The organism is Pseudomonas sp. DWP3-1-3b3 (assembly GCF_049896305.1).
In the GTDB taxonomy this organism is placed as follows: Bacteria; Pseudomonadota; Gammaproteobacteria; order Pseudomonadales; family Pseudomonadaceae; genus Aquipseudomonas; species Aquipseudomonas azotoformans_A.
Window position 1 is genome coordinate 410,744 of sequence record NZ_JAFCUA010000002.1, and the last position, 23,929, is coordinate 434,672.

25 protein-coding genes and 1 pseudogene are annotated in these 23,929 nt (G+C 61.7%); 12 read left to right on the forward strand and 14 right to left on the reverse strand.

The genetic code is table 11. From position 1 onward, the window contains the following. Position 1: 1 nt before the first annotated feature. The 4 genes from ACP7BX_RS08290 to ACP7BX_RS08305 all read right to left on the reverse strand — a co-directional run bounded on the left by ACP7BX_RS08290 (position 2) and on the right by ACP7BX_RS08305 (position 3,713). Positions 2-1,114 carry a uroporphyrinogen-III C-methyltransferase gene (locus tag ACP7BX_RS08290; RefSeq protein ID WP_314526815.1) on the reverse strand — a complete coding sequence of 371 codons (1,113 nt, stop codon included), beginning with the start codon at positions 1,112-1,114 and terminating at the stop codon, positions 2-4. Positions 1,115-1,132: 18 nt separating this feature from the next. After that, positions 1,133-1,891: a uroporphyrinogen-III synthase gene (locus tag ACP7BX_RS08295; protein WP_314526818.1), complete on the reverse strand. Its 759-nt coding sequence runs from the start codon at positions 1,889-1,891 to the stop codon at positions 1,133-1,135. After that, positions 1,888-2,829 (reverse strand): hydroxymethylbilane synthase, encoded by a 942-nt coding sequence (gene hemC, locus ACP7BX_RS08300; RefSeq protein ID WP_314526820.1) that lies wholly within the window; start codon positions 2,827-2,829, stop codon positions 1,888-1,890. The genes ACP7BX_RS08295 and hemC overlap by 4 nt, the downstream gene beginning before the upstream one ends. 137 nt (positions 2,830-2,966) lie before the next feature. After that, complete coding sequence (locus ACP7BX_RS08305; protein WP_028618438.1) at positions 2,967-3,713, reverse strand: LytR/AlgR family response regulator transcription factor; 747 nt, start codon at positions 3,711-3,713, stop codon at positions 2,967-2,969. 505 nt (positions 3,714-4,218) lie between these two features. Here ACP7BX_RS08305 and argH point away from each other — a divergent pair. Continuing rightward, positions 4,219-5,613, forward strand: coding sequence for an argininosuccinate lyase (gene argH / locus ACP7BX_RS08310; RefSeq protein WP_426127128.1), 1,395 nt, complete (start codon positions 4,219-4,221; stop codon positions 5,611-5,613). Between the two features lie 93 nt (positions 5,614-5,706). On the opposite strand, the gene ACP7BX_RS08315 is transcribed toward argH, so the two are convergent. Then, positions 5,707-6,366 (reverse strand): glutathione S-transferase family protein, encoded by a 660-nt coding sequence (locus tag ACP7BX_RS08315; protein WP_177052611.1) that lies wholly within the window; start codon positions 6,364-6,366, stop codon positions 5,707-5,709. A 126-nt stretch (positions 6,367-6,492) separates the two neighbouring features. On the opposite strand from ACP7BX_RS08315, the gene ACP7BX_RS08320 reads away from it, so the two are divergent. The 3 genes from ACP7BX_RS08320 to ACP7BX_RS08330 all read left to right on the forward strand — a co-directional run bounded on the left by ACP7BX_RS08320 (position 6,493) and on the right by ACP7BX_RS08330 (position 10,137). Next, positions 6,493-6,777, forward strand: coding sequence for a hypothetical protein (locus tag ACP7BX_RS08320; protein ID WP_426127125.1), 285 nt, complete (start codon positions 6,493-6,495; stop codon positions 6,775-6,777). A gap of 96 nt (positions 6,778-6,873) precedes the next feature. Continuing rightward, the gene (locus tag ACP7BX_RS08325; RefSeq protein WP_010207442.1) at positions 6,874-7,128 is read left to right on the forward strand and encodes a TIGR02647 family protein; all 255 of its coding nucleotides are present in this window, start codon (positions 6,874-6,876) and stop codon (positions 7,126-7,128) included. Between the two features lie 168 nt (positions 7,129-7,296). Then, positions 7,297-10,137 (forward strand): class I adenylate cyclase, encoded by a 2,841-nt coding sequence (locus ACP7BX_RS08330; RefSeq protein ID WP_426127123.1) that lies wholly within the window; start codon positions 7,297-7,299, stop codon positions 10,135-10,137. On the opposite strand, the gene rnk is transcribed toward ACP7BX_RS08330, so the two are convergent. The 3 genes from rnk to cyaY all read right to left on the reverse strand — a co-directional run bounded on the left by rnk (position 10,134) and on the right by cyaY (position 11,232). Then, positions 10,134-10,547 (reverse strand): nucleoside diphosphate kinase regulator, encoded by a 414-nt coding sequence (gene rnk / locus ACP7BX_RS08335; protein ID WP_033897502.1) that lies wholly within the window; start codon positions 10,545-10,547, stop codon positions 10,134-10,136. The two genes, ACP7BX_RS08330 and rnk, sit on opposite strands and share 4 nt — an antisense overlap. A gap of 131 nt (positions 10,548-10,678) precedes the next feature. Next, positions 10,679-10,897 carry a DUF1289 domain-containing protein gene (locus tag ACP7BX_RS08340; protein ID WP_426127359.1) on the reverse strand — a complete coding sequence of 73 codons (219 nt, stop codon included), beginning with the start codon at positions 10,895-10,897 and terminating at the stop codon, positions 10,679-10,681. A 2-nt stretch (positions 10,898-10,899) separates the two neighbouring features. Beyond that, complete coding sequence (gene cyaY / locus ACP7BX_RS08345; RefSeq protein ID WP_033897501.1) at positions 10,900-11,232, reverse strand: iron donor protein CyaY; 333 nt, start codon at positions 11,230-11,232, stop codon at positions 10,900-10,902. Positions 11,233-11,470: 238 nt separating this feature from the next. Between cyaY and lptM the strand changes: the two genes are divergently transcribed. Genes lptM through ACP7BX_RS08375 form a run of 6 tightly spaced genes read left to right on the forward strand, consistent with a single transcriptional unit; the run spans position 11,471 to position 16,056 of the window. After that, on the forward strand, positions 11,471-11,641 hold the full coding sequence (gene lptM, locus ACP7BX_RS08350; RefSeq protein ID WP_010207449.1) for an LPS translocon maturation chaperone LptM: 171 nt from the start codon (positions 11,471-11,473) through the stop codon (positions 11,639-11,641). A 9-nt stretch (positions 11,642-11,650) separates the two neighbouring features. Further along, positions 11,651-12,898, forward strand: coding sequence for a diaminopimelate decarboxylase (gene lysA, locus ACP7BX_RS08355; RefSeq protein WP_033897500.1), 1,248 nt, complete (start codon positions 11,651-11,653; stop codon positions 12,896-12,898). Between the two features lie 3 nt (positions 12,899-12,901). Next, entirely contained in the window at positions 12,902-13,732 is an 831-nt protein-coding gene (gene dapF, locus ACP7BX_RS08360; RefSeq protein WP_178951024.1) for a diaminopimelate epimerase, read from the forward strand. Between the two features lie 13 nt (positions 13,733-13,745). Then, positions 13,746-14,462 (forward strand): DUF484 family protein, encoded by a 717-nt coding sequence (locus ACP7BX_RS08365; protein WP_033897498.1) that lies wholly within the window; start codon positions 13,746-13,748, stop codon positions 14,460-14,462. A gap of 2 nt (positions 14,463-14,464) precedes the next feature. Beyond that, positions 14,465-15,364, forward strand: a complete 900-nt coding sequence (xerC, locus tag ACP7BX_RS08370; protein WP_426127119.1) for a tyrosine recombinase XerC — start codon at positions 14,465-14,467, stop codon at positions 15,362-15,364. After that, the gene (locus tag ACP7BX_RS08375; protein WP_061434579.1) at positions 15,361-16,056 is read left to right on the forward strand and encodes an HAD family hydrolase; all 696 of its coding nucleotides are present in this window, start codon (positions 15,361-15,363) and stop codon (positions 16,054-16,056) included. The genes xerC and ACP7BX_RS08375 overlap by 4 nt, the downstream gene beginning before the upstream one ends. Before the next feature lie 57 nt (positions 16,057-16,113). Here ACP7BX_RS08375 and sutA read toward each other — a convergent pair whose 3' ends face one another. The 4 genes and pseudogenes from sutA to glnK all read right to left on the reverse strand — a co-directional run bounded on the left by sutA (position 16,114) and on the right by glnK (position 18,539). After that, positions 16,114-16,440, reverse strand: a complete 327-nt coding sequence (gene sutA, locus ACP7BX_RS08380) for a transcriptional regulator SutA (RefSeq protein WP_016975879.1) — start codon at positions 16,438-16,440, stop codon at positions 16,114-16,116. 102 nt (positions 16,441-16,542) lie between these two features. Next, positions 16,543-16,617 (reverse strand): annotated as a pseudogene (locus ACP7BX_RS08385) (secondary thiamine-phosphate synthase enzyme YjbQ); the annotation flags it as partial. Between the two features lie 211 nt (positions 16,618-16,828). Next, positions 16,829-18,166 (reverse strand): ammonium transporter, encoded by a 1,338-nt coding sequence (locus ACP7BX_RS08390; RefSeq protein ID WP_033897495.1) that lies wholly within the window; start codon positions 18,164-18,166, stop codon positions 16,829-16,831. A 34-nt stretch (positions 18,167-18,200) separates the two neighbouring features. Beyond that, positions 18,201-18,539: a P-II family nitrogen regulator gene (gene glnK, locus ACP7BX_RS08395; protein ID WP_002555808.1), complete on the reverse strand. Its 339-nt coding sequence runs from the start codon at positions 18,537-18,539 to the stop codon at positions 18,201-18,203. Positions 18,540-18,961: 422 nt separating this feature from the next. Here glnK and ACP7BX_RS08400 point away from each other — a divergent pair, with 422 nt between their 5' ends. Both ACP7BX_RS08400 and ACP7BX_RS08405 read left to right on the forward strand, forming a co-directional pair. After that, the gene (locus ACP7BX_RS08400) at positions 18,962-19,222 is read left to right on the forward strand and encodes an accessory factor UbiK family protein (RefSeq protein ID WP_038843546.1); all 261 of its coding nucleotides are present in this window, start codon (positions 18,962-18,964) and stop codon (positions 19,220-19,222) included. A 116-nt stretch (positions 19,223-19,338) separates the two neighbouring features. Further along, the gene (locus ACP7BX_RS08405) at positions 19,339-20,835 is read left to right on the forward strand and encodes a YifB family Mg chelatase-like AAA ATPase (RefSeq protein ID WP_061434581.1); all 1,497 of its coding nucleotides are present in this window, start codon (positions 19,339-19,341) and stop codon (positions 20,833-20,835) included. A gap of 3 nt (positions 20,836-20,838) precedes the next feature. On the opposite strand, the gene ACP7BX_RS08410 is transcribed toward ACP7BX_RS08405, so the two are convergent. Further along, positions 20,839-22,815, reverse strand: a complete 1,977-nt coding sequence (locus tag ACP7BX_RS08410; RefSeq protein WP_133075549.1) for a Cache 3/Cache 2 fusion domain-containing protein — start codon at positions 22,813-22,815, stop codon at positions 20,839-20,841. 177 nt (positions 22,816-22,992) lie between these two features. Further along, the gene (locus ACP7BX_RS08415) at positions 22,993-23,913 is read right to left on the reverse strand and encodes a LysR substrate-binding domain-containing protein (RefSeq protein ID WP_426127114.1); all 921 of its coding nucleotides are present in this window, start codon (positions 23,911-23,913) and stop codon (positions 22,993-22,995) included. Between the last annotated feature and the right edge of the window lie 16 nt (positions 23,914-23,929).

Genomic DNA, 23,929 nt, shown 5'->3' on the forward strand with positions numbered 1-23,929 from the left:
TCTACTCCTGCTTCGCCGGCGTGGCCGCCGCCTTGGCTTCGTCGGCAGACAAGTGACGACGCTCAAGGTATGCCTGTACGGCAGCGAGGCTTGCGGCCAGATCCGGCGTCACCACCGACACCGCCTTGGGCTCAAGCTCGGCGATACGCGCCAGCATCGCCTTGCTCTGCGGGTTGTCCTGGTTGAAGTTGTCCTGCAACACGCTGCGCGCCTCGCCCAACGAGCGGCTGTAGACTGCCGATTCACCGTTGAGCGCTGCCCATTGCGCCTGCTCCAGCGCCAGGCTCAGGGCCAGGCGCACTTGGTTCAAACCTTGGCCGGCCAGCAACGGACGGATGTTGTCATCCGGGTTGAAGTCGATGCGGAAGTAACGGGAAATCTGCTCCCACCATTGGCTCCAACGGCTTTCCGTATCGGTGGTCGGACGCCCGCCGGAAGCCGGCTCGGTGAGCTGATATTCGGGAGCGATAGCCGCCAGCTGCACTACCTGATCACGCAAGGCCGCCAATTGCAGGTACAACCCGGTGCGGTCCGGCTGCTCGGTGCTGCGCAGCGCGGCAAGGCTCTTGGCCAATTGCTCGCGGGCGGCGTAAGAGCCGGGATCGCTTTGTTCACGAAGAATCTCGTCGGCGCCCTGGACCAAAGCCTGCGCGCTGTTGATATCCTGCAGGGCAGAAAGGCGCAGGCTCGCCAGCCGAATCAAGTGCTCCGCCTCGGCCAGGCGCCAGTCTTTGCGGCTGGACCCCAACACGGTTTCCAGACGTTGGCTCAGGCGCTGCTGATCACCCTGCAATTGGGTTACCAGTCGACGGCGCTCCTCCAACTCATCCGCACCCGGCAACTGCGCCAGCCGCGCCGCCAGTTGTTGCTGGCTTTGCTTGAGGGACTGGGATTGATCATCGAGGGTCTGCACCTGGCCCAACTGCTGCTGGCTGCTGGCTTGCAACGCGCGGACCTGCCAGATCCCCCAACCGCCGGCGGCAACACCCGCAGCGCCGAGCAGCAGGGCGACAATTGCCAGGCCATTGCCACGGCGCGGCGCGGTGACCGGTGACTCAACCGGCGCATCAAGTGCGGGTTGGGTTTCATCTTTAGGCAAGGCTGTTTCGCTCACGTATCCGTCCTTTGCGTTTCAGAGAGTGGGAACGGGATAGCTCCGTATCGCCACTAACAAAGCCGCGGCACTCGCACCGCGACAATCCACAACTTTTTCTGCGCCAGCGGCCCGCGCCATCTCTAGGACTCGCGGGCTTGGCACGAACAACGGCAGCTGTGCCACCTGGGGCCAATCGGCTCCGGCCAGGGCTTGCAGGTGTAAAAAACCCTGCCCACTGCTGACCACCAGGCCGTTCAAGCGTTCCAACTGGATGCGTTGCATCAGTGCACCGGCCTCATAGGCCGGCAAGAAACGGCGATACAACTCCAGATAGTCGACACTAGCACCTTGTTCACGCAAACGCTCCGCCAGCAGCTCGCGACCGCCCTCACCGCGCAGGATCAAGACCTGTGCATCCGGGCGGGCGATAGCCTCGCGCAACGCGGGCAATTGAAGCAAAGCCTCGCTGTCGTCGCCAGTAGGCGGATACTTAACATTCAGGCCCTGTTCGGCCAGTACCTGCGCCGTGGCAGCGCCGACACTGAACCACATCAGCTGCGGCCATGCGCGATCCAGCTGCGCCACGGCAAGGCGTGCCGCAGGCTTGCTGACGACAATCACCGCACAGTAACGCCCCAGATCATGGAAGACGGCTTGCTGTTCAGGTGTTACGGAGAGCGGCTCAATATCCAGCAACGGCAGGCTGCTGCTGAAAATGCCCGCGTCGGACAACGCGGCCGCCAGGGCCATCGACTCCTCGGCAGGCCGCGTCAGCAGCACGCGCCATTCGGTCACTGCGGGCCGGCCTCGCCGTAGACTTTTTGCAGGATGGCACCGGCGCCTTTGTCCAGCAGCTCTTCGGCTACCTGAATACCCAGGGCAGTAGCGTCACGCTGCGGGCCACGCACCTCGGCGGTCAGCAGCGTGCCGCCGTCCGGATCACCCACCAGGCCACGCAGCCACAGGTTTTCGCCTTCAAGCACGGCGTAGCAGGCGATCGGCACCTGGCAGCCACCGTTGAGGTGTTTGTTCAGGGCACGCTCGGCCGTGACACGGACTTCAGTGTCGTGGTGATCAAGAGGCTTGAGCAGGGCGTGGATCTCACTGTCGGCGGTGCGGCACTCAATGCCAACCGCGCCCTGCCCGCCGGCTGGCAGGCTGTCCTCGACGCTGATGGCCGAGGTGATGCGGTCTTCAAAGCCCAGGCGAATCAGGCCGGCCGCGGCAAGGATGATCGCGTCATATTCACCAGCGTCCAGCTTGGCCAAGCGAGTGTTGACGTTGCCGCGCAGAAAGCGGATCTGCAAGTCCGGACGACGGGTCAGCAGTTGTGCCTGGCGACGCAGGCTGGACGTGCCGACAATGCTGCCCAAAGGCAATTCGTCCAGGGACGCGTAGGAGTTGGAAACAAAGGCATCACGCGGGTCTTCGCGCTCGCAGATGCAAAACAGGCCCAGGCCTTCGGGGAAGTCCATGGGCACGTCTTTCATCGAATGCACGGCGATGTCGGCTTCGTTTTCCAGCAACGCGGTTTCCAGTTCCTTGACGAACAGTCCCTTGCCGCCGATCTTCGACAGTGGCGAGTCGAGCAGCTTGTCGCCGCGACTGACCATGGGCACCAGGGACACGGTCAGGCCAGGATGGGCCTGTTCCAGGCGTGATTTGACGTATTCGGCCTGCCACAAGGCCAGGGCGCTTTTACGGGTGGCGATGCGGATTTCGCGAGAGGACATGGATCAATCCGTACTGAATAGATACGGCAGATAATAACAGCTCAGGCAAATACGCTTTGATTTGAATCAGCAAGTGCGGGGCCTCCCTGGCCGCGTCGCACCGGGATATGAATGCAGGCCTCGCCACAGCCCTCGGGCTAAAGCTGCTGCATCATCTTGCGCACACCGGCCACATGCCGTCGGCTGACGATCAGTGCGTCGCCATTCAGGCCTTTCAGGAATAGCTGAAAGTGCCCCAGCGGCGTACGCTGCAGGCGTTCGATGCGCTCGCGGGCCACCAGCGCATTGCGGTGGATACGCACGAAGCGGTCGCCGAACTCATCCTCAAGCGCCTTGAGTGGCTCATCGAGCAACACTTCGCCGCCCTGGTGGCGCAGGGTCACGTACTTGTGATCGGCGATAAAATAGACCACCTCGCCCAAGGGGATCAGCTCGATACCTTTGCGGGTGCGGGCACTGATATGGCTGCGCGGCCCATTACCACTCTGGGCTGCTGGCTGGGTCAAGGCGGCGAGTTGGACGCGGGTTGGGCGCTCGGCCTTTTTCAGGGCCTTGAGCAATGCTTCGCCAGCCACCGGCTTGGTGAGGAAGCTGACTCCACTGGCTTCCAGCGTCTCCGCGGAAAACTCATCGCCTGCTGCGCAAAACACCACGGCGGGTGGCGACTCTCGCTCGCTCAGTCGGGCGGCAACTTGCAGGCCATCGAGGCCCGGCATACGGATATCGAGCAACACCACATCCGGCTTGAGGCTGTCGATCAGCGTCAACGCCTCTTCGCCCGTGGTGGCGCTCGGTTCGAGTACTGCGTAACCCTCGAGATCACTGACCAAACGGCTCAGTCGCTCGCGGGCTTGGGGTTCGTCATCAACGATCAGGACATTCATATTGCGCTGGATTCCTGCGTGAGTCTCGCACAAGGATAGCGTAGACAGGTGCGGTGACTTGCGTCACAGCGATCCACGCTAAGACTAGCGCGAGCGGCAAAAAGTGCCCTGAGAGTGGCACCCATATTTACCCGGACCTGTTCAATAGCGCCCAAAACCTGCTGCCTTCGGGCATCGTCGTAGGGTTTGCTGATACACAATCCGAATACCCCCCTTTTTAAATGGATAGTCTGGGCTCTGACCGCATCACCCGACTTTGGTGCATTCACACACTATCAGTCCAACTGTAGACGCTCACTGAGACGACATTGCTCAATCGTCAAATATCGTTTCAATAAACCTCTGTACCCAGTCTCGTCCTGGACGCGTTCGGCGGCAAGGCACTTAGCCATCCTTTGCACAAATAAAAATGCCGACGACCCGCAGCACCGCGTCCACGGGCAACCCTGTTATTATCGCCGGCACACTTCCATGCCTCTTTATTAAGCAGATCACGAGCGAATCCATGAGCACCGACAAGACCAACCAGTCCTGGGGCGGCCGCTTCAGTGAACCCGTCGACGCCTTCGTCGCCCGCTTCACCGCCTCCGTCACCTTCGACCAGCGCCTGTACCGCCACGACATCATGGGCTCCATCGCCCACGCGACGATGCTGGCCAAGGTCGGCGTGCTGACCGACGCCGAGCGCAACAGCATCATCGACGGCCTGACCACCATCCGTGGCGAGATCGAAGCCGGCACGTTCGACTGGCGTGTCGATCTGGAAGACGTGCACATGAACATCGAGGCCCGCCTCACCGACCGCATCGGTGTGACCGGCAAGAAGCTGCACACCGGCCGTAGCCGTAACGACCAGGTGGCCACTGATATCCGCCTGTGGCTGCGTGACGAAATCGACCTGATCCTGTCCGAGATCACCCGCCTGCAAAAAGGCCTGCTTGAGCAAGCCGAGCGCGAGTCGGACACCATCATGCCGGGCTTCACTCACCTGCAGACCGCACAGCCTGTGACCTTCGGCCACCACCTGCTGGCCTGGTTCGAAATGCTCAGCCGCGACTACGAGCGTCTGGTGGACTGCCGCAAGCGCGCCAACCGCATGCCTCTGGGCAGCGCTGCGCTGGCCGGCACCACCTACCCGATCGATCGCGAATACACCGCGCAATTGCTGGGCTTCGACGCCGTGGGCGGCAACTCCCTGGATGGCGTGTCGGACCGTGACTTCGCCATCGAATTCTGCGCCGCCGCGAGCATCGCGATGATGCACCTGTCGCGTTTCTCCGAGGAGCTGGTGCTGTGGACCAGCGCGCAATTCCAGTTCATCGACCTGCCGGACCGTTTCTGCACCGGCAGCTCGATCATGCCGCAAAAGAAAAACCCCGACGTGCCCGAGTTGGTGCGTGGCAAGAGCGGCCGCGTGTTCGGCGCCTTGATGGGCCTGCTGACCCTGATGAAAGGCCAGCCTCTGGCTTACAACAAGGACAACCAGGAAGATAAAGAGCCGTTGTTCGACGCCGCCGACACCCTGCGCGACTCGCTGCGCGCGTTTGCCGACATGATCCCGGCGATCAAACCCAAGCACACAATCATGCGTGAAGCGGCGCTGCGTGGGTTCTCTACCGCAACCGACCTGGCGGACTATCTGGTGCGCCGTGGCCTGCCGTTCCGTGACTGCCACGAAATCGTCGGCCACGCTGTGAAGTACGGCGTGGACACCGGCAAGGACCTGGCGGAAATGAGCCTGGAAGAACTGCGTCAGTTCAGCGACCAGATCGAGCAGGACGTGTTTGCCGTGCTGACCCTGGAAGGCTCGGTGAATGCCCGTAACCACGTGGGCGGGACTGCGCCGACGCAGGTGAAGGCAGCTGTGTTGCGCGGCCAGGAATTGCTCGCCAGCCGCTAAAAGCATCGCAGGCAAGCCAGCTCCCACAGGAAATCGCATTCCAATGTGGGAGCCGGGCTTGCCCGCGATAGCGTCCTGCCAGACGCCAAAAATCTATTTCTTGGCCGCGATCATCGCCATAAACGCCGGCATCGCCGCCTCTCTGTCCGCCGCCACTTTCTGAGCGTTGGGCATGGCGTGCAACCTTTCCAGCAACGCCTTGGCCGCCGGCATCTCAGCCAGCCAATCCAGCCCAAACAGCTTCTCGCCCACCGCGCAGGCGAGGTTCACGCTGTACATGAAATACAAATCGGCAATCGTGAAGCTCTCCCCCGCCACATAAGGCGCGAACTTGCCGTGCCTGCCCAATGAACCAAAACCCAACAACAATTCGGCCTTGGACTTCTCCTTGATCGCCTCCGGCACCGGCATGCCGAAAAACGCTTCGGCAAAACACGCGCGAGCGGGCAACTCGATGTACAGCTCGATTTCCCGACACAGCGCCAGCACCTGTGCACGCTGGAATGGCTCGGCCGGGAGCAGCGCGGGCCCTTCCTGGGTATGCTCGATGTATTCAAGGATCACACTGGTTTCGTTGATAAAACCCTGTTTCACCCCCAGCACCGGCACCTTGCCTCGCGGGCTCACCGCCAGGGCCTCCGGAGTTTGGCCCGCGTAAAAAGGCACCTCTTCGAAAGGCAGCCCTTTCTCCAGCAGCGCCAGCTTGACCATGTTGTAGTAGTTGCTGACCGAAAATCCGTAGAGTTTGAGCATTGCAGGTGCCTCCAGGCCGGGAATGGGGTTGGCTGCAACTGTTATAGATCCCGACGCCCGCCCTGACCAGCAGCATCACCTGCCTGAATGGGGGTAGACTGGCGCCCTTTCCTTGAGGAGCCTGCCATGAGCGAGCCGACCGATATCGACAACGACGAAGAAGCATTTGCCGAAACCACCCTGATCGAAGCGATCGAGAACCAGATCGAGAGCGAAAACCCAGCGGCCGCCAAGGCCACGTTCAACAAGCTGACCCTGGTGGGCTACGAGCGTGAAGAGATCCTGCAACTGATGGCTCACGTGCTCGCGGTCGAGATCGACGCGCTGCTGGAAGAGGACCGCGCCTTTAATACCGAATGGTATGAAACTGCACTGCGCGCCCTGCCGGAATTGCCGCCTGAAAAGCAATAAATCCAACACGCGGCAACACACTGGACAGTTCGGCAAAGTGCGTTCACCTTATGGCCTGCTAGCCTCTAATAAATTCTTAGAAAGTCTGGAGTCCTTATGTCGTATACCCCTGAGTTGGTTGCCGAACTGGAAATCCTTGTACTCTTCCCCTTGGACAGCACCAAAGAAGGTCTGAAAGTCCACCAGACCGCTGCACCTACTGCCATCGCCGCCGCCAAACGCCTCCACGCGAAAGGGCTTATCGACCAGCCGGACGGGGGCTACCTGACCAGCCTTGGCCGGGACGCCGCAGAGCAGGCCCAGACCCTGCTGACTATCTTGACCACTGCCACCACCAAAGAAGCCGCCTGATACCGGATACCGCCCATGGAGTCCGCCCTTTGCGGATTCCGAGGGCGTTGCTGTGCACGTGCAAAAATTCTGACGTCAAAAACCATTTCCCTCTAAACCTCCTACGCTACTGGCTGTAAACTCCTACACGGCCGCCCACGTCGGGCCCTGCGAGCCACCGAGTTCGACATGACCCGCACCCATGAAATCCGCCCCGACCTCGACGAAGGCATCGACCGCAAGGTGCTGGCCCAGTTGCGCGCGCGGTTCATGGCCCTCAATGAAGGCCGTATGGCCCGTGCCATAGAGGGGCTGACGCCGCGCCAGCAAAGCGTGCTGAACCTGTTGCCGCTGTTTTTTCACGTCAACCATCCGTTGCTGCCGGGTTATGTGTCGGGCAGTACGCCAGCAGGCCTGTCGAATTACGAACCGGACGCCCAAGCCCTCACCGAAGCCCAGCGCCTGACGCGCTCGTTCTCCTACAAACCGCGCCACGGCAACCCGCCGCGACCAATCCACGGCCTGTTCCTGATGGGCAGCCTGGGCACCCTGGCCCAGGCCGATCAGAGCGATATGGATGTGTGGGTGTGTCACGCCCCAGACCTGAGTGAGACCGAGTTGGCCGAGCTGCGCAAAAAGTGCCAGCTGCTGGAAGCGTGGGCCCTGACCATGGGCGCCGAGGCGCACTTCTTTCTGATCGAGCCGACACGCTTTGTGCTCGGAGAGCGCGACACCCAACTGAGCTCCGACGACTGCGGCACCACCCAGCATTACCTGTTGCTGGATGAGTTCTACCGCACCGCCATCTGGCTGGCCGGGCGCACGCCGATCTGGTGGCTGGTGCCGGTGTATGAAGAAACCCGTTATGCCGAGTTCACCCACACACTGATTTCCAAACGGTTTATCCGCGCCGACGAAACCCTCGACCTGGGCCACCTGGCGCGTATTCCCCCCGGCGAATTCATTGGTGCCGGGCTATGGCAACTGTTCAAGGGCATCGAATCGCCCTACAAATCCGTGCTAAAGCTGTTGCTGACCGAGGTCTACGCCAGCGAACACCCGAACGTGCATTGCTTGAGCCTGCGCTTCAAGCGCGCGGTGTTCGCCAACCAGATGGACCTGGATGAGCTGGACCCGTACATCGTGGTGTACCGGCGCATCGAGGAATACCTCAAGGCCCGCAACGAGCCCGAGCGCCTGGAACTGGTACGGCGCGCGCTGTACCTGAAGGTCAACCGCAAGCTCAGCGCCGGCCAGCGTACCACCAGCTGGCAGCGCCTACTGCTGGAGCGCCTGGCCCATGAATGGGGCTGGGACCAGCGCCAATTGGCGTTGCTCGACAGCCGCAGCCAGTGGAAAGTGCGTCAGGTCGCCTCCGAGCGCCGCGCCTTGGTGAGCGAGCTCAATTACAGTTACCGCTTCCTGACCCAATTCGCCCGCACCGAACAGACCGTCAGCCTGATCAACAAACGCGACCTCAATGTGCTGGGTCGGCGCCTGTACGCCGCCTTTGAACGCAAGGCCGGCAAGGTCGAGTTCATCAACCCCGGCATTGCCCCGGACCTGGCCGAAGACACCCTGACCCTGGTGCAATCGCCCAACCGCAAGGAACCGGGCCAGCACCACTGGGGCCTGTACAACGGCAACCTTACAGCGCTGGAATGGGAACACTTCGCGCCGATCAAACGCAGCCGCGACCTGTTGGAAATGCTGACCTGGTGCCATCGCAACGGCGTGATCGACAGCAGCACCCGCCTGGCCTTGCACCCCGGCACCAGCGACATGACCGAATTCGAGCTGTTCAACCTGCTGGGCAGCCTGCAACAAACCATCGCCCTGCCCCTGGCCAGTGTTGATGAAGAGCGCCTGTTGCGCTCGGCCGTGCCGGAGGAAGTGTTGCTGCTGATCAACGTGGGCGTCGACCCGCTCAAGCATCACCGCGACCTGAATATCCTGATGACCACCGAGCGCACCGACTCTCTGAGCTATGCCGGTGTACGCGACAACCTGGTGCTGACCCTGGACCAAGTCACGCTCAACAGCTGGAACGAGGTGATGGTCAGCCGCTACGACGGCCCGCACGCGCTGCTCGACTGCCTGCGCGACTACCTCAACCAGTTGCCGTCGGACCACCTGCCACGCCTGCGGGTGCGCTGTTTCTGTCACAACCGTGCGCAATTCATTGCCCAGCGCGTGGAAGAAATCTTCGACACCGCGCAGAACCTGCTGCTCGGCCAGGGCAATCACCGCTATTTGCTCCAGGTGCAGCAGCACTATCACGTCATGGAGTTGATGCCGGGCCAGGCCAACCATGTATCGCTGGCGACCCAGGATGCGCTGATCGCCTACCTCAGCGAAGAATTGGCCAGCTACAGCCCGCTGCACTTGGATGCCATGGCCCTGGAAGACCACGACCTGGCGCTGCTGCTGCCGATGGGCATGGCCGATTGCGTGCAGGTGTTCTACCGGGTCAACGAAGGCTTCGCCGAGCTGTATGTGCTGGATGAATTCAACGCGCTCTGGCAGCAGCGCCTGCCGTTTCACGATGAACAGAGTCTGTTGGCGCCGTTGCAGCGTTTCTTGCAGTCGATCATTTATCGCCGGGACGCGCTGTCGCCAATGGACCAGCAGGAGCCGCTGGGCGCGGTGCAGGTCTTGTATTACCAGCTATTGCCGTCAGGCAGCGGTCGCGCGCGCGGCATCGAACCTCGACCCGCACCGCTGAACCCGGCGAACAAACCGTTTTACGACGTGCAGGCGATTATCGGCAAGGCCGCACCGGGCCAGGTGGGCATTACCTTGTACTGCAATCAGCGGGAGTTTTCCGAACTGGAGTTTGGCGACCAACTGTTTGCAGTGGTCGCTCAGGAAATCGTCGGGCAACGCCGGGAGGCCGAGCGTTACCGCTGCTACATCACCGACCTGGATCTGTCCGGCCTGCTCGGCGATGTGCAAAGCCCGAGCAACCTGTACCTGCGCTACAAGGCCGAGCTGGAACTGTCGCTCAATGTGGCATTGAGCGAAATTTAAAGGGGGAAGGCGCCGCCGTCTTTAGGCTGGCCTTCAACACTGAGCAGCTCCAGCTTGAGGGTCTTGCCGCCCGGTGCGGGCCAGTCGATGTGCTGGCCAACCTGCAAACCGAGCAAGGCGCTGCCCACGGGAGCCAGGATCGAGATCTTGCCTTCGTCCGCATTGGCGTCTTTCGGGTAGACCAGCGTCAGGTGGTAGTCCTTGCCGCTGCTCTGCTCACGGCAATGCACGCTGGAGTTCATGGTCACGACACCCGCAGGCACTTCATCGTGGCCAACCACGTCTTCGGCGCGGTCGAGTTCGGCTTGCAACGCTTCGACGCCGGGAGATTCGTCGCCCAAGCGGTCGATCAGTTGCTCCAGACGCTGCACGTCAAGACGGGTGAGGATGATGGACGGTGCGGTGGTCATGATTCAGGCAGACTCCTTTTTTCTGCACAAAAAAGCAAAACCCCGCCAGGAAAAGGCGGGGTTCTCACGGGCCTCGATGAGTTGAGGCGTATCCGGACACTACCACAGCGTCACAAATAAACAAGACGACCTCAGGCGCGCGCCCTGCGCTGCTCGGCCTCGGCGCAGATCACGCGGCGCCGCGCATCGTCGGCAGAGCGCCATTCACGGATGTCTTCCACGTGGCGGAAGCAGCCGAGGCAGACTTTTTGCTCGTCCAGGCGACACAAACTGATACAAGGTGACGGCACCGCCGGGCTGACATTACTGAACAGCGGCTTCGGCGGGCGGACAGGTTCAGGCTGGGTCACCATCAGATCTCGTCGAAATCCAGGTCGGCGCCGGTGTACTCGCTGACCAGGCGCGCGAGCATTTCACTCAGCAGTTCTTCACTCTTGTCGCACTGCCATTTGCCGCTTTCTTCGTCGTAGTCGAAGTGAACGCCGCCGGAACGCGCCGCCAGCCACAGCTGACGCAACGGCTCCTGGCGGCTGAAGATCAGTTGTTGGCCACTGTCGAACTTGACGGTCAGCACGCCGGCCGAGTTTTCCAGGTCCACGTCCAGGCCGCTGTCGTCGAAAATATCTTCCAGCGCCTGCTGGGTCGAATCCACCAGGTCGTGAAAACGGGCTTCGGTCAAACTCATTGTGGCAACCTCAAAAGTGTCTGGTTTTGCTCAAGCGCCGCACGATACGGGCGAGCCCCGCCGATTGCAAAGGATACCGATCTCAACACGATTGACGGTGTGAAAAATCCTCAAGCAGCGTAGTACGCTTCTCGGCTGTGTCGGCAAACCCCCGCCGGACGGGTATTCCAGCGCATAGGCAAGCTGGCGGGTGGTCGGTATACTCGGGCGCAATTAATGCATATTCAAGGATTTCGCCATGAAGCGCCTGATCTCTTCCCTTGCTGCGCTCGTCGCGGTCGCTTGCCTCGTTAGTGCCTGTGGTCAAAAAGGCCCGCTGTACCTGCCCGATGACAGCAAAGACCCGAATGAACAGGCGCAATCGTCGCAAAAGCCTTCCAAAGCGCATAAGCACGACACCTACGAATAAGGGAATCCCATGGACGCTTTTAACTACCGGGACGGCGAGCTGTTCGCGGAAGGCGTGGCGTTGTCCGCGATTGCCCAGCGCTTTGGCACCCCAACCTATGTGTATTCCCGTGCGCATATCGAAGCCCAGTACCGCTCATTCACCGACGCGCTCGATGGCGTACCGCACCTGGTGTGCTACGCGGTCAAGGCCAACTCCAACCTCGGCGTACTGAATGTCCTGGCGCGATTGGGCGCTGGTTTCGACATCGTCTCCCGTGGCGAGCTGGAACGTGTACTGGCCGCTGGCGGCAAGGCTGACAAGATCGTGTTCTCCGGCGTCGGCAAGACCCGCGAAGACATGCGTCGCGCCCTGGAAGTCGGCGTGCATTGCTTCAATATCGAATCCACCGACGAGCTGGAGCGCCTGCAGGTCGTGGCCGCCGAGATGGGCGTTCGCGCGCCGATCTCCCTGCGCGTCAACCCGGACGTCGATGCTGGCACCCACCCGTACATTTCCACCGGTCTCAAAGAGAACAAGTTCGGCATCGCCATTGCCGACGCCGAGGACGTGTACATCCGCGCCGCGCAACTGCCGAACCTGGAAGTGCTGGGTGTCGACTGCCATATCGGTTCGCAACTGACCACGCTGCCGCCGTTCCTGGATGCGCTCGACCGCCTGCTGGCGTTGATCGACCGCCTGGGTGAATGCGGCATCTACCTGCACCACATCGACCTCGGTGGTGGCGTGGGCGTGCGTTATCGCGACGAAGAGCCGCCGCTGATCGCCGATTACATCCAGGCGGTGCGCGAGCGCATCGAAGGCCGCGACCTGACGCTGATGTTCGAGCCTGGCCGCTATATCGTCGCCAACGCCGGCGTGCTGCTGACCCAGGTCGAGTACCTCAAGCACACCGAGCACAAGGATTTCGCCATCGTCGATGCGGCGATGAACGACCTGATCCGCCCGGCGCTGTACCAGGCCTGGATGAATGTCACCGCCGTGACGCCTCGCGACAGCGAAGCGCGCGCCTACGACATCGTCGGCCCGATCTGCGAGACCGGCGACTTCCTGGCCAAGGATCGTCAGTTGGCCCTGGAAGAAGGCGATTTGCTGGCCGTGCATTCGGCCGGTGCCTACGGGTTTGTCATGAGTTCCAACTACAACACCCGCGGCCGTACCGCCGAGGTGCTGGTGGACGGTGATCAAGCGTTTGAAGTGCGTCGCCGCGAGACGGTAGCCGAGTTGTATGCTGGCGAAAGCCTGCTGCCGGAGTAAGCCATGCTGCTGCGTTTTACCAAGATGCACGGGCTGGGCAATGATTTCATGGTCCTCGACCTGGTCAGCCAGCACGCGCATATCCTGCCCAAGCACGCTAAACAGTGGGGCGACCGTCACACCGGCATTGGTTTCGACCAGTTGCTGATCGTCGAGGCGCCAAGCAACCCGGAGGTGGATTTCCGTTACCGGATCTTCAACTCCGACGGCTCCGAAGTGGAACAGTGCGGCAACGGTGCACGCTGCTTCGCCCGCTTTGTGCTGGACAAACGCCTGACCGCCAAGCGCCAGATCCGCGTCGAGACCAAGAGCGGCGTGATCGAACTGGATATCCGCAGTGACGGCCAGATCAGCGTCAACATGGGCGCGCCACGCCTGGTGCCGGCGGATATTCCGTTCCAGGCCACCGAGCAGGCCGCCAGCTATGCGCTGGACGTTGACGGCAAGACCGTCGACATCGCTGCAGTGTCCATGGGCAACCCCCATGCGGTACTGCGGGTCAACGACATCAACAACGCACCCGTGCATGAATTGGGGCCGAAGATCGAACACCACCCGCGCTTTCCGGCACGGGTCAACGTGGGCTTCCTGCAGGTGATCGACCGTACCCGCGCGCAATTGCGCGTCTGGGAACGCGGCGCCGGCGAAACCCAGGCCTGCGGCACCGGCGCTTGCGCCGCTGCCGTGGCCGCGATCAGCCAGGGGTGGATGGATTCGCCGCTGCTGATCGACCTGCCCGGCGGACGCTTGTCCATCGAGTGGGCAGGCCCTGGCCACCCGGTGATGATGACCGGGCCGGCCTCGCGCGTATACGAAGGACAGGTCCGTCTATGAGTGAGCCAATCCAATGACCGATAAGCCTCAAGTACCCGCACAAGCATCCCCGAGCGAAAGTCTGGAGGCCGCTGCCGTCGCGGCGTACCTTGAGGCTAATCCGGATTTCTTCGTCGAGCACGAAGAACTGCTGCCGGCCCTGCGCATCCCCCATCAACGCGGCGATACCGTGTCGCTGGTGGAGCGGCAGATGAAGATCCTGCGCGAGCGCAATATCGAGATGCGCCACAAGCTCTCGCACCTGATGGACGTCGCCCGCGACAACGACCGCCTGTTCGAGAAGACCCGTCGCCTGATCCTGACCCTGATGGACGCCACCAGCCTGGAAGAAACGGTGATCGCCGTGGAAGACAGCCTGCGCCAGGACTTCCAGGTGCCGTTCGTGAGCCTGATCCTGTTCAGCGACAACCCGATGCCGGTGGGTCGCTGGGTCAGCGGCAGCGACGCACACACCGCCATCGGCGGCCTGTTGTCCGAAGGCAAGACCATCAGCGGCACCTTGCGTGAGCATGAGCTGGACTTCCTGTTTGGTGCCGAACAGCGCAAGCAGATCGGCTCCACGGCGGTGGTCGCGCTCAGCCATCAAGGCCTGCACGGTGTGCTGGCCATCGCCAGCCGCGATCCCCAGCACTACAAGAGTTCCGTGGGCACGCTGTTCCTGACCTACATCGCCGAAGTCCTGGGCCGCGTCCTGCCGCGCTTCACCACCGCCCTGCGCGCGGTGCGCTAGCCATGGAACGGCAACTGGACGCTTATTGCGCTCACCTGCGCAACGAGCGCCAGGTGTCGCCCCATACCCTGGAAGCCTACCGGCGGGACTTGAACAAGGTCCTGGCCTACTGCGAAAAACACCAGGTCGGCAGCTGGAAGGCCCTGGATATCCAGAGCCTGCGCAGCCTGATCGCGCGCCTGCACCAGTCGGGCCAATCCTCACGCAGCCTGTCGCGCCTGCTCTCGGCGGTACGCGGGCTCTATCACTATTTGAACCGCGAAGGCCTGTGCGATCACGACCCGGCCAACGGCCTGTCGCCGCCCAAGGGCGAACGGCGCCTGCCCAAGACCCTGGACACCGACCGCGCGTTGCAATTGCTGGATGGCGCCGTCGAGGATGACTTCCTGGCCCATCGCGACCAGGCCATTCTTGAGCTGTTCTATTCATCAGGCCTGCGCCTGTCGGAGCTGACTGGCTTGAACCTCGACCAGCTGGACCTGGCGGACGGCCTGGTTCAGGTACTCGGTAAAGGCAGTAAGACCCGCGTGTTGCCGGTGGGCCGCAAAGCCCGCGAAGCCTTGCAACTGTGGCTGCCGCTGCGCCTTTTGACCAACCCGGCGGATGATGCAGTGTTTGTCAGCCAACAAGGCCGACGCCTGGGGCCACGGGCGATTCAAATACGGGTCAAGGCGGCCGGCGAGCGCGAGCTGGGGCAGAACCTGCACCCACACATGCTGCGACACTCTTTTGCCAGCCACCTGCTGGAATCGTCCCAGGACCTGCGCGCGGTTCAAGAGCTGCTCGGCCACTCCGACATCAAGACCACGCAGATCTACACCCATCTGGATTTCCAACACCTGGCAACGGTGTACGACAGCGCCCATCCACGGGCCAAACGCATCAAGGGCGGCGACTCATGAGTATCAAGCTGATCACCTTCGACCTGGACGACACACTCTGGGACAACGTACCCGTCATCATCAGCGCCGAAGCGTCGATGCGCGAATGGCTGGCACTTAACGCCGCCAAAGTCGGCGATTTGCCGCTGGAGCACTTCGCCAGTCTTCGCCAGCAGGTGCTGGAGCGCCATCCGGAGCTGAAACACCGGATCAGCATTTTGCGCCACCGGGTGTTGATGCATGCGTTTGAAGAAGCCGGTTATCCACAGCCTGAAGCCACGGAAATGGCGGATGTCTGCTACGAGACGTTCATTCATGCGCGGCACCAACTCACGCCCTTCCCCGAAGCGGAGCCCATGCTCCGGGCGCTGCGCCAGCACTTCCTGCTGGGGGTGATTACCAACGGCAATGCCGACGTGCAGCGCGTGGGCCTGGCGGACTACTTCCACTTTGCCCTGCGCGCTGAAGACATTGGCATCGCCAAGCCGGATGCGCGTTTGTTTCAAGAAGCGTTGCAGCGCGGTGGCGTGGACGCCAGTGCGGCGGTGCACATTGGCGATCATCCGGGGGATGACATTGCCGGAGCACAGCAGGCGGGGCTTCGGGCGGTATGGTTCAACCCGACGGGTAAGGTGTGGGAAGCCGACAAGCGCCCGGATGCGGAGATTCGCAGCCTGGCCGAATTAGCGCCCTTGCTGGCTGGCTGGAAATAACACCCATGAAAAAGCCCGCAGCGACGGCGGGCTTTTTCTTACAAACGGGTGCTGACCTCAGATAGGTCGGCTGCCGTACTTGTTATCCGGCTTCTTAGGTGGGTCTGCCACCACGTTGGCCTCGACTTCCTGCACTTTGCCGCCTTTAGCGAGGAACTCTTCCATCGCACGGGCCAGGGCATCGCGCTCTTTATTCTTGGCTTCAACGCTCGGCAATTCATCTACCGACACAGCAGCCTTGGCTTTGCCTTTGGCAGCCGGGGCAGGTGCATCATCGCCACCGTCGTCATCAGCAACGTCTTCCGCCGCCGCTTCAAGACCTTCTTCGGTGTCGTCTTCGTCACCTACTTCGAGTTCGTCGTTTTCCAGATCATCGTCGCTCATGTTCTACCTCATGACTTGCGAAAAGCAGATTAGTTATAGCCCAGCTTCATCCTCTGTCGAGGCTGCCGAGGAAAAATCAACATCCACCGGATAACCAGTGGCTTATGCCCCATCACCGTGCAAGGTGGCGAGGACTTTACGAGCACCGCCATGATCACGGTGCTCGCCCAGATAAATACAGTTTTGCGCCCATCGGCGCGCATTCTAGCGCGCTCTGGGAAAAAACAAAGTGCCGAATACGCCTACATGCCTGTAAGACATTGGCACGCTGAAAAGTGCCGTGTGCATCCCATCACAAACAAGGCGTAAAAACCGCTACAGCGTATTACGACTGACAAACACCAGACAAAAAAATGCCCGGCAAGCCGGGCATCTTTTTTTCGCGTACTTACAAGTTGTAGCCGCGTTCGTTGTGTTGCGCCAGGTCGAGGCCGACGGCCTCTTCCTCTTCGGTCACCCGCAGGCCCATGACCATGTCCAACACCTTGAGGATGATGTAGGTCACGATCGCCGTGTAGATCACCGTGAAGCCAACACCTTTGCACTGGATCCAGACTTGCGCAGCGATGTCAGTCACCGTACCGAAACCACCCAGAGCAGGCGCTGCAAATACACCCGTGAGGATCGCCCCCACGATACCGCCGATACCGTGCACGCCGAAAGCGTCCAGGGAGTCGTCGTAGCCCAGCTTGCGCTTGAGGCTGGTGGCGCAGAAGAAGCAGATCACACCGGCAACCAGGCCGATTACCAGAGCGCCCATCGGGCCCACGGTGCCTGCGGCTGGGGTGACTGCAACCAGGCCCGCGACCACGCCCGAGGCAATGCCCAGTGCGCTTGGCTTACCGTGGGTGATCCACTCGGCGAACATCCAGCCCAGCGCCGCAGCAGCGGTCGCGATCTGTGTAACCAGCATCGCCATGCCGGCGGTGCCGTTGGCCGCAGCGGCGGAACCGGCGTTGAAGCCGAACCAGCCGATCCACAGCATCGCCGCGCCGATCAGGGTGTAACCCAGGTTGTGCGGGGCCATCGGGGTGGTCGGGAAGCCTTTACGCTTGCCGAGCACGATGCACGCCACCAGGCCAGCCACACCGGCGTTGATGTGCACCACGGTGCCGCCAGCGAAGTCCAGTACGCCCCAGTCCCACAGCAGGCCACCGTTACCGCTCCAGACCATGTGCGCGATCGGCGCATAGACCAGGGTGAACCAGATCGCCATGAAGATCAGCATCGCGGAGAACTTCATACGCTCAGCGAAGGCACCGACGATCAGCGCCGGGGTGATGATGGCGAACGTCATCTGGAAGGTGATGAACACGGCTTCCGGGAACAATGCCGCAGGGCCGGTGATGCTGGCCGGGGTCACGCCCGCCAGGAACGCCTTGCCCATGCCGCCGAAGAAGGAGTTGAAGTTGACCACACCCTGTTCCATACCGGTGGTATCGAACGCGATGCTGTAGCCGTAGACGACCCAGAGGATGCTGATCAGGCCGGTGATCGCGAAACACTGCATCATCACCGACAGAATATTCTTGGAGCGGACCATGCCGCCGTAGAACAGCGCCAGGCCAGGGATGGTCATGAACAGCACCAAAGCGGTGGCGGTCAGCATCCAGGCGGTGTCGCCGGAATTGAGGACTGGAGCAGCCACTTCGTCTGCCGCCATGGCCAGGCTTGGCATTACGATGGACAACAGGGCTCCGAGCCCTGCGAATTTACGCAGAGTCATATTGTTTTCTCCTGGGGCGTTGGGGTTTGGCGGCTTAGATTGCGTCGGTATCGGTTTCGCCGGTACGGATGCGAATAGCCTGTTCCAGATTGACCACGAAGATCTTGCCGTCACCGATCTTGCCGGTGTTGGCGGCCTTGGTTATCGCCTCGATAACCCGGTCAAGATCCTTGTCGTCAATGGCGACATCAATCTTCACCTTCGGCAGGAAATCGACCACGTATTCCGCGCCGCGATACAGCTCGGTGTGACCCTTCTGCCGACCGAAGCCTTTGACCTCAGTAACGGTAATGCCCTGCACGCCGATCTCGGACAACGACTCGCGTACATCGTCCAACTTGAACGGCTTGATGATGGCAGTGACTAGCTTCATGAAAACTCTCTCCCGAATTGGTGGACTTGCCCCAGGAAAACAAACCCGTCTCAAGTCTAAGCGCAGTGCCTGGCTTTGTAACGCGTCGTCGCCTCGGCATTTGCCTTTGCGACGCCAGCGAACCACTGGTGACGAAACCTGTACCCCGGATCCGTCGGCGCACTGCATTCGTCACAGCGACTGCATCAGTGCATGGGTCATGATCGTCTAAGCAGAAACCTTGCCAGCTCCGTAAAAATCACTGAAATCAGTCCTTTGCCCACTTATGCCCACCTACGGGGCTTTTTGATGGCGGCAATGCGCACAAAAACAGTGCGTCGCGGCCCGACCCTCTGCGCGAAAAGCGTGCGCTTGCCTCCGTGAAAAAGACTATAGACGCTGCGTGATACACTGCCGGCCAACAGTTTTCCGGAATATTTCCCATGCTCGCGCCCAAAGACCTCCTCGACGCCCTGAGCGGCCACGCCTCTCGCCTGTTCAGCGGCGACACCCCATTGCCCCGCAATGAAATCGAAAGCCAATTCAAGGCATTGCTGCAAAGCGGTTTCAGCAAGCTCGACCTGGTGAGCCGGGAAGAGTTTGATAGCCAGATGGTGGTGCTGGCCCGCACGCGTGCGCGGTTGGAGAGCCTGGAAGCGAAAGTCGCCGAACTGGAAGCCAAGCTCACACCGCCTGCTGAATAAACGCGGTCAATGTGGGAGCTGGATACGTTCTGTAAAACCTCCCACCTTCGATAGCGTCACCCCTCGTCTACCCTTGAAAAAACCGCAGGAAGCGGTCCCTTTTTCAAGGAACGAGCATGTCCCTCGCCATCGTCCACAGCCGCGCCCAAATTGGCGTCGAAGCCCCTGCCGTCACCGTCGAAGTGCATATGGCCAATGGTCTGCCGTCCCTGACACTGGTGGGCTTGCCGGAAACGGCGGTCAAGGAAAGCAAGGACCGGGTGCGCAGCGCCATTCTCAATAGCGCGCTGCAATACCCTGCCCGTCGTATCACCCTCAACCTCGCGCCCGCCGACCTGCCCAAGGACGGCGGGCGTTTTGACTTGGCGATAGCTCTGGGAATCCTGGCGGCCAGCGTGCAGGTGCCGGCTTTGATGCTTGATGACGTGGAATGCCTGGGGGAACTGGCACTGTCCGGCGAAGTGCGCGCAGTGAAAGGCGTGTTGCCAGCAGCATTGGCGGCGCGCAAGGCCGGGCGCACCGTGATAGTGCCACGGGCGAATGCAGAGGAAGCCTGCCTGGCATCGGGATTGAAAGTGATCGCCGTGGACCACCTGCTTCAGGTGGTGGCGCACCTGAACGGGCATCAGCCAATCGAGCCCTACAAGTCCGACGGCTTGCTGTATCTGAACAAGCCTTACCCGGACTTGAGCGAGGTACAGGGCCAGCTCGCCGCCAAGCGCGCACTGCTGATTGCGGCGGCGGGGGCGCATAACCTGCTGTTCAGCGGCCCGCCCGGCACCGGCAAGACATTGCTCGCCAGCCGCCTGCCGGGGTTGTTGCCACCGTTGAGTGAGCAGGAGGCCTTGGAGGTGGCGGCGATTCAGTCGGTGGTCAGCCTGGCGCCGCTGAGTCATTGGCCGCACCGGCCGTTTCGCCAGCCGCATCATTCGGCATCAGGCCCTGCATTGGTGGGCGGCGGCTCGAAACCACAGCCCGGCGAAATCACTCTCGCCCATCACGGAGTATTGTTCCTGGATGAGTTGCCGGAGTTCGACCGCAAGGTACTGGAGGTGCTGCGCGAACCACTGGAGTCAGGACACATCGTGATTTCCCGCGCCCGTGACCGGGTGAGTTTCCCGGCCCGCTTTCAACTGGTGGCCGCCATGAACCCCTGCCCGTGTGGTTATTTGGGCGAACCCAGCGGGCGCTGTCGCTGTACACCGGAGCAGATCCAGCGCTATCGCAACAAACTCTCCGGACCGTTGATGGACCGGATCGACCTGCACCTGACCGTCGCGCGGGAAACCACGGCATTGAACCCAGCCCAACAGGCTGGCGATAACACCGCGACGGCCTCGGCCGAGGTAGCCGAGGCCCGGGAGCGCCAGTTACGGCGTCAGGGTTGTGCGAATGCCTTTCTGGACCTGCCTGGGCTGCGCAAGCACTGCACGCTGGCGAAGGTCGATGAGGGCTGGCTGGAAACCGCTTGCGAGCGGCTGACCCTGTCCCTGCGCGCCGCCCACCGCCTGCTCAAGGTGGCGCGCACCTTGGCGGACCTGGAACAGGTGAATGACATCACTCGTGAACATCTGAAGGAGGCCTTGCAATATCGCCCAGCCTCCATCACCTGAGCCTCAGCGGAAGCGATCCACCTCATGCCGCAAGCCCGCCGCCAGCGTCTCCAATTCCTTGGCGGTAATCGCCAGGTTCGACACCACTTCGCGCTGCTCGCTGTTGGCCAACGCAATGCTTTGCAGGTTGCTGCTGAGCAAGGTCGCGGTGCTGCTCTGCTCCTGGGTGGCAGTGGTAATCGCCGCGAACTGCTGGCCGGCCGAACGGCTTTGCTCGTCGATACGCGCAAGGGCCGACGCCACGTCGGCGTTGCGCGACAGGCCTTCCTGCATCAACACGTTGCCGCGCTCCATGGTGCTGATGGCGTTGCCGGTTTCCTGCTGGATGCTCTGGATCATCCCGGAGATCTCGTCGGTGGCCTCTCGGGTGCGCGACGCCAGGTTGCGCACCTCATCGGCGACCACGGCAAAGCCACGGCCTTGCTCACCCGCGCGCGCAGCTTCGATGGCAGCGTTGAGCGCCAGCAGGTTGGTCTGTTCGGCAATCGAGGTGATCACGCCGACGATCCCGCCGATTTCCTGGGAGCGCTGGCCAAGGGTGTTGATCACCATGGCCGTGCTGTTCAGGGCTGTGGCGATGTGCTCCAAGGACGACGACGCCTCTTGCATCGAGTTACGCCCGATACGGGTTTGCTGGGCGTTTTCCTGGGCCAGGCGTTCGGTGCTGCCCATGTTGTCGGCGATGTTCAACGAGGTGGCGCTGAACTCTTCCACGGCGCCGGCCATGCTGGTGATCTCGCCGGACTGCTGCTCCATGCCTTCATACGCACCACCGGACAACCCGGACAACGCCTGGGCGCGGCTGTTGACCTCTTCGGCCGCCTTGCGGATATGCGAAACCATGGTCGACAGCGCTTCACCCATCTGGTTGAAACTGCGCGCCAACTGGCCGATTTCGTCATGGCTGGACACATTCAGGCGTGCGCTCAAGTCGCCCGCGCCCAAGGCTTCGGCTTGGCGCACCAGGTCGCCCAGCGGCGCCAACTTGCTGCGCAGCAGCCACACGGTTGCACCGACTGCCAGCAGCATGGCCAAGACGCTGCCGATTACCAGGCGGATGCCGACGTCCCAGGTCACCGAGCGAATCTCGGCCTTGGGCATGCTCGCAACCACCGCCCACGGCCCGCCTTCGAAGGGCACCGAGACGCTGTAGAAATCTTCGCTCTTGTCCGCCCAGAAGCGGCCCGCGCCTGGCGTCTTGGCCAGGTCCAGCATCACTGGGATCGCCTGGTCCAGCGCCTGCACGCCCGCCGGCGGCACCAGCCAACGCTTCTGCTCATCGAGCAAGGCCAGGGAGCCGGTCTGGCCGATGCGGAAGCGCTTGAGGTTCTCGAACTGGGCGTTCTGGGCGTCGGTGTAGTCAAAACCGATGAACAGCACGGCGATGACTTGGCCGCTGCTGTCACGCACCGGGCTGTACTGGGTCATGTAGGAGCGGTCGAACAACACCGCACGGCCGATGTAGGTCTGGCCGCTGAGCACGCGCTGATAGGCTGGGCCCTGGCGATCCAGCACCGTACCGATGGCACGGTTGCCATCCTGTTTGGTCAACGAGGTGCTGATGCGAATGAAGTCTTCGCCGCTGCGCACAAACACCGTGGCCACGCCGCCGGACATCTGCTTGAACTCATCCACTTCATCGAAGTTGTTGTTCAGCACTTCACTGCCCAGGGACAGGCTTGGGGTCTGTACCCCGGCCACGGTCACCGGCTGGTCTGCATGCACACTCAAGCCCGCGCCGAAGCGCTTTTCAAACAGCCCGCTCAAACGCTGGGTACTTTCGCGCAAGGTGCTGTGGAAGGTATTGAGTTGGTCGGCGAGCAAGCGCGCCTCGCTGGCCAGGTGTTCCTCACGGGTGGCGAGGTTGGCGGAGTCGAGGGAACGCAAGGCAAACACGGTACTGCCGCTGATGACGACAGCCAGAATCAGGGCTAACGCGAGGCCTAACTGGGAGGCGATCCGGGCGCGAGGTTGAGACATGACAGCTCCTGGCCGAGGCCAGGATCATCCTGATCTCATAGCGCTGCTCGGCAAATTATCTAGTGGGTAGCGTTGGTGCACGATGGTTCCAACACACCTACTTCGGCGGGCCGAGGCAATACTTGAGCGAATCACAGGGGTATCACGCAAACGATTGCACTAACGGTCTGTCGCCGCTCAATCAAGGCGTTCGACCTGGGGCAATTCCATGGCCTTGACCTCTGCCTGCAGAAATTCCGCCAAACGCCGCAACCGCTCGCCACCGGGGCGGGTTTTCGGCCACACCAAATAGTAATTTTCACGACTGGCTACGGCCGTTGGCCAGGGTAGGCTGAGCCGCCCCTGGGCCACGTCTTCGGCCACCATCAGCAAGTCGCCCATGGATACGCCGTAACCTCGCGCGGCGGCGATCATGCCCAGTTCGAGCGTGTCGAACACCTGCCCGCCTCTGAGCGACACCTGGGATGACAAGCCCATGCGCTCCAGCCAGTTGCGCCAATCACGACGGTCAGGCGTGGGGTGCAGCAGTTCGGCGGTGGCCAGGCGCGCGGCATCCCAGGGTCCGTCCTCCAACAGGTTCGGCGCGCCGACCGGGATCAACAATTCCGGAAACAAATAACTGGCCTCCCAATCGGCCGGAAAATGCCCGTAACTCAGCAGCACCGCGCAATCGAACGGCTCCTGGTTGAAGTCCACCTCGTCCACGCTCATCCAGGCGCTGGTCAGTTGCACCTCATTGCCCGGCTGCAATGCGCGGAAGCGGCTGAGTCGCGCCAACAACCAACGCATGGTCAGGGTCGACGGCGCCTTCATGCGCAGGATGTCGTCCTCGGCATTCAAGGTATGGCAGGCCCGCTCCAGCGCGGCGAAACCTTCACGTACGCCGGGCAACAACAGGCGCGCCGCTTCGGTGAGCTGCAAGGTGCGGCCACTGCGCTGGAACAGTCGGCAGGCGAAGTGTTCTTCAAGCGTGCGGATATGTCGGCTCACCGCACTTTGCGTAATCGACAACTCCTCCGCCGCGCGGGTGAAGGAGTTGTGTCGCGATGCCGCCTCAAACGCACGAAGGGCATAAAGGGGAGGAAGGCGACGTGACATCTGGAGAACTCCTACA

Bases quoted from the DNA above. Each gene is read 5' to 3' on its own strand.
- hemC (WP_314526820.1), bottom strand. From the start codon at position 2,829: ATGTCCTCTCGCGAAATCCGCATCGCCACCCGTAAAAGCGCCCTGGCC.
- ACP7BX_RS08305 (WP_028618438.1), bottom strand. From the start codon at position 3,713: ATGAATGTCCTGATCGTTGATGACGAACCCCAAGCCCGCGAGCGACTG.
- argH (WP_426127128.1), top strand. From the start codon at position 4,219: ATGAGCACCGACAAGACCAACCAGTCCTGGGGCGGCCGCTTCAGTGAA.
- ACP7BX_RS08315 (WP_177052611.1), bottom strand. From the start codon at position 6,366: ATGCTCAAACTCTACGGATTTTCGGTCAGCAACTACTACAACATGGTC.
- ACP7BX_RS08320 (WP_426127125.1), top strand. From the start codon at position 6,493: ATGAGCGAGCCGACCGATATCGACAACGACGAAGAAGCATTTGCCGAA.
- ACP7BX_RS08325 (WP_010207442.1), top strand. From the start codon at position 6,874: ATGTCGTATACCCCTGAGTTGGTTGCCGAACTGGAAATCCTTGTACTC.
- ACP7BX_RS08330 (WP_426127123.1), top strand. From the start codon at position 7,297: ATGACCCGCACCCATGAAATCCGCCCCGACCTCGACGAAGGCATCGAC.
- rnk (WP_033897502.1), bottom strand. From the start codon at position 10,547: ATGACCACCGCACCGTCCATCATCCTCACCCGTCTTGACGTGCAGCGT.
- cyaY (WP_033897501.1), bottom strand. From the start codon at position 11,232: ATGAGTTTGACCGAAGCCCGTTTTCACGACCTGGTGGATTCGACCCAG.
- lptM (WP_010207449.1), top strand. From the start codon at position 11,471: ATGAAGCGCCTGATCTCTTCCCTTGCTGCGCTCGTCGCGGTCGCTTGC.
- lysA (WP_033897500.1), top strand. From the start codon at position 11,651: ATGGACGCTTTTAACTACCGGGACGGCGAGCTGTTCGCGGAAGGCGTG.
- dapF (WP_178951024.1), top strand. From the start codon at position 12,902: ATGCTGCTGCGTTTTACCAAGATGCACGGGCTGGGCAATGATTTCATG.
- ACP7BX_RS08365 (WP_033897498.1), top strand. From the start codon at position 13,746: ATGACCGATAAGCCTCAAGTACCCGCACAAGCATCCCCGAGCGAAAGT.
- xerC (WP_426127119.1), top strand. From the start codon at position 14,465: ATGGAACGGCAACTGGACGCTTATTGCGCTCACCTGCGCAACGAGCGC.
- ACP7BX_RS08375 (WP_061434579.1), top strand. From the start codon at position 15,361: ATGAGTATCAAGCTGATCACCTTCGACCTGGACGACACACTCTGGGAC.
- sutA (WP_016975879.1), bottom strand. From the start codon at position 16,440: ATGAGCGACGATGATCTGGAAAACGACGAACTCGAAGTAGGTGACGAA.
- ACP7BX_RS08390 (WP_033897495.1), bottom strand. From the start codon at position 18,166: ATGACTCTGCGTAAATTCGCAGGGCTCGGAGCCCTGTTGTCCATCGTA.
- glnK (WP_002555808.1), bottom strand. From the start codon at position 18,539: ATGAAGCTAGTCACTGCCATCATCAAGCCGTTCAAGTTGGACGATGTA.
- ACP7BX_RS08400 (WP_038843546.1), top strand. From the start codon at position 18,962: ATGCTCGCGCCCAAAGACCTCCTCGACGCCCTGAGCGGCCACGCCTCT.
- ACP7BX_RS08405 (WP_061434581.1), top strand. From the start codon at position 19,339: ATGTCCCTCGCCATCGTCCACAGCCGCGCCCAAATTGGCGTCGAAGCC.
- ACP7BX_RS08410 (WP_133075549.1), bottom strand. From the start codon at position 22,815: ATGTCTCAACCTCGCGCCCGGATCGCCTCCCAGTTAGGCCTCGCGTTA.
- ACP7BX_RS08415 (WP_426127114.1), bottom strand. From the start codon at position 23,913: ATGTCACGTCGCCTTCCTCCCCTTTATGCCCTTCGTGCGTTTGAGGCG.